This is a genomic window from Achromobacter sp. (assembly GCF_049647645.1).
Taxonomy (GTDB): Bacteria; Pseudomonadota; Gammaproteobacteria; order Burkholderiales; family Burkholderiaceae_B; genus Achromobacter.
On record NZ_JBARYB010000291.1, the window covers coordinates 1 to 10245 of the forward strand.

The window sequence follows — 10245 nt, forward strand, 5'->3', positions numbered from 1 at the left end:
GCCGCGGGCGGCGTCGCTGGCGCGGGCCTGGGCCAGAGCGCCCGCGCGGTCCACGGTGATGAAGGCGTTGAGGTCCGCGCGGGCGTCGATGCGGTCCAGGCAGGCCTGGGTCAGCGCAAGGCTGCTAATGCGCCCTTGCCGGATCAGGGCCGCGGCCTCGGTGACGGTCAGGTCGGCCGGGGACGCGGCGGGCAATGGCTGGTTGGACGTATCGGACATGGCGCTTCCTTACCTGTGCGGATTCTGACGAACCCGTACCTATACAGGTCGGCGCCGGCGCTGTCGAGCGAGTTGCGCCGCGGCCTCTCCAATCAGCCCGGCTTGCGCACCACGATGGTGGCCGTGTCGCTGGTGAAAGACGCGTCGTCCCTGACGTCGAAGTGCGTGCGCACCACGTCCGGCGCAATGCCGAACATATGGCGCAGCGCCGCCACCAGCGTGTCCGGCGTGCGCATGCGCGCGACCCAGGACTGGAATTCGAGCGGCAGGCGGCGCGGCGCCAGGCCCTGCAGGGTGAAGCCGGCTTCGGTCAGCATGCGGGTCCACTCGGCAACCGAGTAGTCGCGCACGTGCGAGGTGTCGCGCAGCACCTCAATGGTCTGCAGCCAGGTATCCAGCAGCGGCTCGCCCGGCGACACCACGTCGGCGAACACGGCGATGCCGCCAGGCTTCAGGACGCGGAAGGCTTCGCGCAGGCCGCGGCCCGCATCCTGCCAGTGGTGGGTGGAATAGCGCGACATCACCAGATCGAACTCGCCGTCGTCGAACGGCAGGTATTCGGCCTTGCCCTGACAGGTGGCCAGGTTGGCCAGCCCGCGCTTGGCGGCCTCGCCCGCGACCACGTCCAGCATTTGCTGCGACAGGTCATAGGCGGTGACGTGCTTGACCTGCGGGGCGACGTGAAAGCTGACATGGCCGCCGCCGCAGCCCAGGTCCAGTAGCCGGGCTGCGGGGTGCTGCGCGGCGATGCCGGCCATCTGCAGCAGGTCTTCGCCCTGGGCGTGTACGGCGCTGGTCAGGTAGGCGGTCGCGCGCGGGCTGAATTGGCGGTCGACGGCGGCGTCATGGGTGCTGGCGGTCATGAGGAATCCTTGGGTGGCTGGGCCCGGTACGGATAGGGAAAGCGTGTGGAAGTGGCGGCCCAGGCGCTAAGATAGGCGGCTGCCCATACACGTACAAGTCCATTGTTCATCCTGGTATGACTACTTCCCCCCAGACCGCCGCCGCCGGCCACGAAGGCTCCCCCCTGCGCCGCCAGGCGCTGGGAGAATTCGTGCGCAGCGCCCGTTCCCGCATCACGCCCCAGATGGCCGGCCTGCCCGAAGGCATGCGCCGCCGCACCCCCGGACTGCGGCGCGAGGAAGTCGCCCAGCTGTGCGGCATCAGCGTCACCTGGTACACCTGGATCGAGCAGGGGCGGGAGGTGTCGGTATCGCCTTCGGTCTGGTCGCGCATCGCGGGCGTGCTGCAGTTGGCCCGCGCCGAACGCGCCTATCTGTTCGACCTGGCCGACTGCGCCGATCCTCAGCATGGCCGCGACGACGCGGGCGCGCCCGGGCCCTTGCAGGAATGCGTGAACGCGATCAATGCGCCGGCCTACGTGCTGGACCGCGCCTGGAACCTGCTGGCCTACAACGAGCCCTTGCGCGACCTGTTCGACAACTGGCCGGCGCGCGATCCCGAACCCAATCTGCTGCGCTACATCTTCCTGGACCCCGCCGCGCGCGAGCTGGTGGTGGACTGGGACCAGCGCGCCCGCCGCGTGGTGGCGGAATTCCGCGCCGACGCCGGCGCGCACCTGGACGAGCCCGCCGTGCTGGCGCTACTGGACAGCCTGAACCGGCAGAGTCCGGTGTTCGCCCACTGGTGGACGCGCCACGCCGTGGTGGAGCGCGAAGGCGGCCTGCGCGAATTCCAGCATCCGGGACGCGGCAAGCTGGCCTACCAGCAGATCACGTTCCGGCTGGCGACGCATCCGGATCTGAAGCTGGTGATGTTGCTGGGCGGGGGCGCGTAGGCCTGCCCCGCAGAGGCTCTCGTGCGGGCGCATCTTTGGGACGGGACGCTCGCCGTGCGTGGCAGAGGATTCCGCGCCGCCGCTCAGCCCTTGAAAAGACTGTCCTGCATCCCTGCTTCGACCAATCCCTGCAGCAGTTTTTTCACCGGCGCCGGCAGTGCCACCGACGCCAGCTCATCCGCCGCCACCCAGCGTTCGGGCCTGGCGGATTCGCGCAGGCCTGCCGCGCGCACCGGCACCAGCCAGGGCCGGATGTGCAGGCGGTAGTGCGTGAAGGTGTGGGCAAAGGCGGCCAGCTCGAAGCGTTGTTCGGGTTCCAGGCCCAGCGCGCGCGAGGCGCTATCCGGGTCTTGCGACACGTCGAACTCGGGCAGGCTCCACAGTCCGCCCCAGATGCCGGGTTCGGGCCGCTGCTGCAGCAGGAAGGCGCCTTCGTGCCGCAGGACCAGCATACAGGTCTCGCGTTCCGGGATCGCCTTGCGCGCCTTGGGCGTGGGCAGTTCGGCCTGGCGGCCTTCGCGCTTGGCCACGCAGCTGTCCGCGGTCGGGCAGGCGTCGCAGGCGGGCTTGCCGCGCGTGCATAGCGTGGCGCCCAGATCCATCAGGCCTTGCGTGTAGGCGGCCATGTCCAGGCCGGGCGCGGCTTCGACTTGCGCGTCGGCCAGCGCCCACAGTTTTTGTTCGACTGCGCGCTTGCTCGGGTCGCCGGCGATGCCGAAGTGCCGCGTGAACACGCGCTTGACGTTGCCGTCCAGGATGGGCGCGCGCTCGCCGTAGGCGAAGGCGGCGATGGCCGCAGCCGTGGAGCGGCCGATACCGGGCAGCGTGGCGATGGCTTCGGCCGTGGGCGGGAAGCGTCCGTCCCAATCGCGCGCGATCTCCTGCGCGCAGCGGTGCAGGTTGCGGGCGCGGGCGTAATAACCCAGTCCGGCCCAGTAGGGCATCACGTCTTCCTGCGCGGCCGCGGCCAGCGCGGCCACGTCCGGGAAGCGCTGCAGGAAGCGTTCGTAATAGGGGATGACCGTCGCCACCTGCGTCTGCTGCAGCATGATCTCGGAGAGCCAGATGCGGTAAGGATCCCGGGTGTTTTGCCAGGGGAGATCGTGGCGGCCGTGACGGCGTTGCCAGTCGACGATACGAGGGGCGAAGTCCATGGCGGCAATTATCGCATCGCCCTATTGCCGGGGGTGGGGCGAGCGGTTACAACCAATGGAAACAGAAGCGCGCCAGCGCCCGCAATTCACGTCCCTTGCTCGCCCGCGTGCGCTTCAAGAGGGTGTCGCGCGTAGCCGGCCGGGGTTCCTGGATCCCTTGGAGTAGACATGAACGCTCCTGCCTCGCCCGCCTTGCGCGCCGCGCTTGAATCCGTCCAGCTGGACGACAAGTACATCCTGGAATCCGGGCGCGCCTGGATGAGCGGCATCCACGCCCTGGTCCGCCTGCCCATGATGCAGCGGGTGCGCGATGCGCGCGCCGGCCTGAACACGGCGGGCTTCGTGTCCGGCTATCGCGGTTCTCCGTTGGGCGGCGTCGACCAGAACATGTGGAAGGCGGCCAAGTACCTGAAGGCCCACCACGTCGAGTTCCAGCCCGGCATCAACGAAGACCTGGCCGCCACCGCGGTGTGGGGTTCGCAGCAGGTCAACCTGTTTCCGGGCGCCAAGTACGACGGCGTCTTTGGCATGTGGTACGGCAAGGGGCCGGGCGTGGACCGCTGCGGCGACGTGTTCAAGCACGCCAATGCCGCCGGCACCTCGCGCCACGGCGGCGTGCTGGTGGTGGCGGGCGACGACCACCCCGCCAAGTCCTCGACCTTGCCGCACCAGAGCGACCACATCCTCAAGGCCTGCATGATTCCGGCGCTGTTTCCCGCCAGCGTGCAGGAAGTGCTGGACTATGGGCTGCATGGCTGGGCCATGAGCCGCTACGCGGGCGTTTGGGTGGGCATGAAGTGCATCACCGACATCGTCGAAGTCTCGGCTTCAGTGGACGTGGACCCCCACCGCGTGCAGATCCAGCTGCCGCAGGACTTCCTGCTGCCGGCCGACGGCCTGAACATCAGGCTGCCCGACACGCCGCTGCAGCAGGAGGCCCGCCTGCTGGACTACAAGCTTTATGCCGCGTTGGCCTATGCCCGCGCCAACACGCTCAACCGTGAACTCTGGCAGGTGCCGCAGCGCGACGCGCGCTTCGGCATCATGACGTCCGGCAAGGCTTATCTGGACACGCGCCAGGCGCTGTCCGACCTGGGCCTGTCCGAGGCCGTGTGCCAGCGCATCGGCCTGCGCCTGTTCAAGGTGGGCATGGTCTGGCCGCTGGAATCTACCGGCATGCAGCGCTTCGCGGAAGGCCTGGACGAGATCCTGGTCGTGGAGGAAAAGCGCCAGGTGCTGGAGTATCAGCTGAAGGAAGAACTGTTCAGCTGGATCGGCAGCGGCAAGAAGATTCCGCGCGTGGTCGGCAAGTTCGACGACAAGGACGGCGGCGAATGGTCGGTGCCGCAAGGCAATTGGCTGCTGCCGGCGCACTACGAATTCTCGCCCTCCATGGTGGCGCGCGCCATCGCCGCGCGCCTGCTGCGCTTCGAATTGCCCGCGGATGTGCGCGCCGGCATCGAGGCGCGCCTGGCCTTCATCAGCGGCCGCGAACAGGCGCTGGCGCGTCCGCGCGTGGTCGAAGAGCGCAAACCCTGGTTCTGTTCGGGCTGTCCGCACAACACCTCGACCCGCCTGCCGGAAGGCTCGCGCGGGATGGCAGGCATAGGCTGCCACTACATGGTCAGGTGGATGGACCGCAGTACCGATGTGTTCACGCAGATGGGCGGCGAGGGCGTGCCCTGGGTGGGGCAGGCGCCGTTCACCGAGGAAAAGCATGTGTTCGCCAATCTGGGCGACGGCACCTACTTCCATTCGGGCCTCTTGGCGATACGCGCGGCGGTGGCGGCCAAGGTGCCGATCACCTACAAGATCCTGTTCAACGACGCCGTGGCGATGACCGGCGGGCAGCCGGTGGACGGCCCTTTGAGCGTGCCGATGATCAGCCGCCAGATGGCCGCCGAAGGCATCGAAAAGATCGTGGTGGTCACCGATGATCCAGACAAGTACAAGCACATCGAGGGACTGGAGCCGGGCGTGCCGGTCAGGCACCGCGACGAGCTGGACGCGGTGATGCGCGAATTGCGCGAGCATCCCGCGGTATCGGTGCTGATCTACGACCAGACCTGCGCCACCGAGAAGCGCCGCCGCCGCAAGCGCAACGCCTATCCGGACCCGGCCCGCCGCGTGCTCATCAACGAGCGCGTGTGCGAGGGCTGCGGCGACTGTTCCCAAAAGTCGCATTGCCTGTCGGTGGAACCCCTGGACACCGAGTTCGGCCGCAAGCGCACGATCAACCAGTCCAGCTGCAACAAGGATTTCTCCTGTCTGAAGGGCTTTTGCCCCAGCTTCGTGACGGTGGAAGGCGGCAAGCTCAAGCAGCCGGGCGCCCTGGCGCAGGACGGCGCCATCGACGCGGACGTGCCGCATCCGGCCGCGCGCGAACTGCGCCAGCCCTACGGCGTCTTCATCGCCGGCGTGGGCGATACGGGCGTGGTCACCATTGGCCAACTGCTGGGCATGGCCGCGCACCTGGAGGGTAAGGGCTGTTCGGTGCTGGACATGGCGGGCCTGGCGCAGAAGGGCGGCGCGGTGTATTCGCACGTGGTGTTGGCGCAGACGCCGGACCAGCTGCTGAACACGCGGGTCGCCATGGGCGAAGCCGACCTGCTGCTGGCTGGCGACCTGGTCGTGGCCACCAGCGCGGAATCCATGGCGCGGCTGAATCCGGATCGCACGCGCGTGCTGCTCAACAGCGACACCGCGCCGACGGCGGCCTTCGTGAGCAATCCGGACTGGACGCTGCCGGGCGCCAACCTGACTGCCGACCTGGCGGCCGCCTGCGGCAAGGAGCACCTGGCCACTGTCGATGCCGCCGCGCTGGCGGTGGGCCTGCTGGGCGACGCGATCTATTCCAATCCGCTGATGATGGGCTATGCCTACCAGAAGGGCTGGCTCCCGCTGTCGCAGGAGGCGCTGCTGCGCGCCATGGAACTGAACGGCCAACAGGTGCCGAAAAATCTCGCCGCCTTCGCCTGGGGGCGCCGCGCTGCGCACGACCTGGTGGCTGTGAAACGCTTGATCGCCAACGGTGGCGCGCCATCTCAGCCTGAAGGCATCATTGAACTCAAGCGCCCGCGCGTCGCCAGTCCGGTGCTGGAACTGAAGAAACCCGCGGGCGAGCTGGAGCGGCTGGTGGCGGTGCGCAGAGCTTTCCTGACCGAGTACCAGAACGAGGCCTACGCCCGGCAATACACCGAACTGGTGGACAAGGTGGCGCGCGCCGAGCGCGAGGCCACGGGCACCAACCGGCTGGCGCTGGCGGTGGCGCGCTATTACTTCAAGCTGATGGCCTACAAGGACGAGTACGAAGTCGCGCGGCTGTACTCAGACGGCGAGTTCCTCAAGCGCGTACAGGCGCAGTTCGAAGGCGACTGGAAGCTGCGCTTCCATCTGGCGCCGCCGCTGTTCGCGCGGCGCGACAAGGACGGCCACCTGATCAAGCGCAGCTACGGTCCGGGGATGTTGCGCGTTTTCCGCGCGCTGGCGCGGATGCGCGGCTTGCGCGGGACGAAGCTGGACCTGTTCGGCTATACGGCCGAGCGCCGCGCCGAACGCGAGCTGATCCGCGAGTACCGGGAGACGCTGGCGGCGATTCTGTCGAAATTGAACCGCGGGAACCTGGAGCGCGCCGTGGCCTTGGCCAGTTTGCCCGAAGAGATACGGGGGTACGGGCATGTGAAGGAGGCGGCGATGGAGAGGGTGGCTTTGCGGCGGCAGGAGTTGCTGAAGGGATTCAGCGCGACTGTGGTGTCTATCGGGGGAGCGCGGGTGGCTTGATGCAGGAGCGCTGAAAGCAAAAGCTCCTGCGCTACTCAGACATCGGATCCTGAAACTGCGAGCACTTGACCTGCACCAGCTTGCGGTCCTGCAAGCGCAAAGCCGTCAGCGACCCGCCCCACACGCATCCGGTATCCAGGCAGATCGCATCCGGCCGCTGCAGCAGCCCCAGCGTCGACCAATGTCCGAACACCGTCGTGACGTTCCGCGTGGCGCGGTTGGGCACGTCGAACCAAGGCACCAGGCCGGCCGGCCAGGCGCCCGGCGTCACCTTGGTGGCGAATTCCATGTGGCCGTTGGGCGTGCACAGGCGGATGCGCGTCAGCGCGTTGATGATGACCCGCATGCGCTTGCCGCCCTTGTGGTCTTCCTTCCAGGTGGCGGGTTCGTTGCCGTACATCTTCTGCAGCGCCTTCTGCCAGTTCGGCCCGCGCAGGGCGTCCTGGACTTCGCCGGCCAGGGCCAGCGTCTTGGCAACGTCCCATTTGGCCAGCGTGCCGGCATGGACCAGCAGATGGTTTTGTTCGAAATGGGCCAGCGGGCGGAAGCGCAGCCAGTTGATAAGCTCGGCCATGTCCGGCGCCCGCAGGATGTCTTCGAGCGTGTCCGATTTGGAGGGCTTGCGCACCCCTGCGGCCGTGGCCAGCAGGTGCAGGTCATGGTTGCCTAGCACCGAGGTCGCGCGGTCGCCCAGGTCGATGATGCGGCGCAGGGTTTCCAGCGACTGGGGGCCGCGGTTGACCAGGTCCCCCGCGAACCAGAGGCGCGACTTGGGGTCGCCGACCAGTTCGGGGTGGGACAGCAAGCGATCCAGCGGCGAGCAGCAGCCCTGCACGTCGCCGATCATCCAGATACTGCCGTTCATGCGGGACTTTTGCTCCAAGGCCAACGTTGTTGCACGATCCGCGTGATGGTGTGGCGGTACTCCATATAGCCCATGGCGCCCAGCGCCACGATCATGGCGCCGATGTTCGGACCCAGGGCGGTCAGCCAGGCCGGCCATTTGCCCAGCATGCCCACGTTCAGGGCCAGCTGGTTGAGCATGAAGAAGCCCACGCCCAACAGGATGCCGATGAAGACCTTGGCGCCTACGCCGCCGCGGCGCGTCTGCATCAAGCCGATGGGAGCGGCAATGGTGATCATGACCAGCAGGGTGAACGGATACGCCAGTTTGCGCCACAAGGCGACAACCTGTCGACCATATTGCAGCTGGTTGTTGCGCAAATAATCCACATAATCCAGCAGCGTGGCGATGGACATGCGTTCCGGGGTCAGCACGCGGGCCAATAGGCGTTCGGCGCTGAGCGTGGTGTCAATCCGACGCTCTTGCACTTTCACCACGGTAGCCGGCGGGTTCTTCGGCGGGCGAGCATCGGCCAGTGCTTCAGCAGCTTGGTCGTCGAGTCGTGTTTCAGTGACATTGTTCAGCCACAGGTCGCCATGGAGGAACAGGCCGAGCGGCGAGGTGGACAGGACGGAAAGGGTTTGGTCCTTCTTGAACTCATAAATTGTGACGTTGGTCACCTGGCCGTCGCCTTTAAGTTCGCCGATGTTGATGATGCGGGTGCCGCCGTTGGCGGTGGGTTCCTTGAACCAGTAGCCGCTGTTCAGGCGGTCGCCGCCGGCCTTGCCGCGGAACAGCAGGTTGGCTTCGCCGGATTTGATTTCGGCCCAGGGCGTGACGTACTCGGACAACAGGCCCGCGCCTATCATCAGCGGGATCGTGACGATCCAAAGCATGCGCAGCAGCTTCATGCCGCTGACGCCGGACACGCGCAGGATGACCAGCTCGTTGCGCTGGGCCAGCCCCGCCAGCGCCAGGATGGCGCCGATCAGCAGGCCGATGGGCAGCAGGTCGTAGAGACGGGTGGGGATCGCCAGTGCCTGCATGTACAGCAGGGCCATCATGGAGAACTTGTCGCCCACGTTGTCCAGATCGTCCACCAACGCGAAGAACGTGAAAAGGCCTAGCAGGGCCATAAGGACCACTGCGCAAGAGCGATAGATCTCGCGGGCCAGGTAGCGACGTGCGGTACGCATGAAAGGAAGGAGGAACGCCTAAACCCGAAAGCTTAACAAATCCCGCCGCTGAGGGTGGGGCCGGAGAGCTGGATCCGTGTCAGGGAATGTCGACCATTTGCATCCGCCGCGTCAGAACGCCTACCCGGGAGTTCAGGTACCGGGTGTTGCGGTGGGCGTCGTAGAAGCGCGGGTTGGGCAGCATGGCCGCCAGCCGCGCCGATTGGCTGGCCCCCAGGTTGGCGGCGGTGGTGTTGAAATAATGTTTGGCGGCAGCCTGGGCGCCGAACACGCCCTCGCCCCATTCCGCCACGTTCAGATACAGCTCCAGGATCCGCTCCTTGCTCATCACATGTTCGATCATGTAGGTCAGGACGAGTTCCTGGCCCTTGCGGATATAGCTGCGGGAGCTGGACAGGAACAGGTTCTTGGCCAGCTGCTGGGTGATGGTGGAGCCGCCGCGCATCTTGCTGCGGCCGGCATCCTGCTGTTTCTGGTTGTACTCCCAGGCCTTGCGGATGGCGTCCCATTCGACGCCGTCGTGCTCGGTAAAGTTGGAGTCCTCGGAAGCCACCACCGCGCGTTTGAGGTTGCGGTTGATCTGGTCGTAGGGCACCCATTCGTACTTCAGCTCGAAGTCGGGGTTGCCGTCGCTCAGGCGGGAACGTTCCTCGCGCATGATCGCGCTGCTGCCGGGGGGGCGGTAGTTGTACCAGACCACCTGGGCGAACAGCCAGAACTGGTAAAGCAGCACCAGGCACACCAGCGCCATCAGCGCGCCGCTGACGATCCGGAACCAGGAGCGGCCCTTGCGCGTCGCCATGCCGCTTATTGCCCGGCCTGGAGCGCCTCGCGCAGCGCTGCCAGCACCGGGGCGGGGTCGGGACGCACGCCGTGCCAGATATAGAAGCTCTCGGCCGCCTGGCCCACCAGCATGCCCAGGCCGTCGGCCGTCAGGGCGGCGCCGTCGGCTGCGGCCTGCTTCATGAAGGCGGTGGGCTGGGCGCCGTACATCATGTCGTAGGCGGCGGCGCCAGGCGCATAAAGGCCCGGGGGCAGGTCGGGGGCGGCGTTCTGCAGGCCGCTGGCGGTGGCGTTGACGACCAGGTTCCAGCCGCTGGCCAGGGCGGCGTCCGCCAAGCTCCCGCCCGTGACCGCCGTCTGCGGCGACACGCCGCTGTCGCGCCAGGAGGCGGCCAGCGCTTCGGCCTTGGAGGCGGTGCGGTTGACGATGTGGATGCGAGCGCAGCCGGCCTCGGCCAGGGGCTGCAGCAC

Annotated in this window: 7 protein-coding genes and 2 pseudogenes; 2 read left to right on the forward strand and 7 right to left on the reverse strand. The window is 67.2% G+C overall.

All coding sequences use genetic code 11. The annotated features are described in order from the left end of the window. Positions 1-219, reverse strand: a pseudogene (locus WBB14_RS32895) (indoleacetamide hydrolase); the annotation flags it as partial. A 92-nt stretch (positions 220-311) separates the two neighbouring features. Continuing rightward, positions 312-1082, reverse strand: coding sequence for a class I SAM-dependent methyltransferase (locus WBB14_RS32900; RefSeq protein WP_424243479.1), 771 nt, complete (start codon positions 1080-1082; stop codon positions 312-314). Between the two features lie 116 nt (positions 1083-1198). On the opposite strand from WBB14_RS32900, the gene WBB14_RS32905 reads away from it, so the two are divergent. Next, positions 1199-2017: a helix-turn-helix transcriptional regulator gene (locus tag WBB14_RS32905; protein WP_424243480.1), complete on the forward strand. Its 819-nt coding sequence runs from the start codon at positions 1199-1201 to the stop codon at positions 2015-2017. Between the two features lie 83 nt (positions 2018-2100). Here the strand turns inward: WBB14_RS32905 and mutY are convergent, their stop codons facing one another. Further along, on the reverse strand, positions 2101-3171 hold the full coding sequence (gene mutY / locus WBB14_RS32910) for an A/G-specific adenine glycosylase (protein ID WP_424243481.1): 1071 nt from the start codon (positions 3169-3171) through the stop codon (positions 2101-2103). A gap of 168 nt (positions 3172-3339) precedes the next feature. Here mutY and WBB14_RS32915 point away from each other — a divergent pair, with 168 nt between their 5' ends. Beyond that, on the forward strand, positions 3340-6951 hold the full coding sequence (locus WBB14_RS32915; RefSeq protein WP_424243482.1) for an indolepyruvate ferredoxin oxidoreductase family protein: 3612 nt from the start codon (positions 3340-3342) through the stop codon (positions 6949-6951). Positions 6952-6982: 31 nt separating this feature from the next. Here the strand turns inward: WBB14_RS32915 and WBB14_RS32920 are convergent, their stop codons facing one another. The 4 genes and pseudogenes from WBB14_RS32920 to aroE all read right to left on the reverse strand — a co-directional run. Continuing rightward, positions 6983-7816, reverse strand: a complete 834-nt coding sequence (locus tag WBB14_RS32920; protein ID WP_424243483.1) for a symmetrical bis(5'-nucleosyl)-tetraphosphatase — start codon at positions 7814-7816, stop codon at positions 6983-6985. Beyond that, positions 7813-8991 carry an LPS export ABC transporter permease LptG gene (gene lptG, locus WBB14_RS32925; protein WP_424243484.1) on the reverse strand — a complete coding sequence of 393 codons (1179 nt, stop codon included), beginning with the start codon at positions 8989-8991 and terminating at the stop codon, positions 7813-7815. Before lptG ends, WBB14_RS32920 begins: the two co-directional genes overlap by 4 nt. A 79-nt stretch (positions 8992-9070) precedes the next feature. Continuing rightward, the gene (gene mtgA, locus WBB14_RS32930; protein ID WP_424243485.1) at positions 9071-9793 is read right to left on the reverse strand and encodes a monofunctional biosynthetic peptidoglycan transglycosylase; all 723 of its coding nucleotides are present in this window, start codon (positions 9791-9793) and stop codon (positions 9071-9073) included. 5 nt (positions 9794-9798) lie between these two features. Further along, positions 9799-10245, reverse strand: a pseudogene (aroE, locus tag WBB14_RS32935) (shikimate dehydrogenase); the annotation flags it as partial.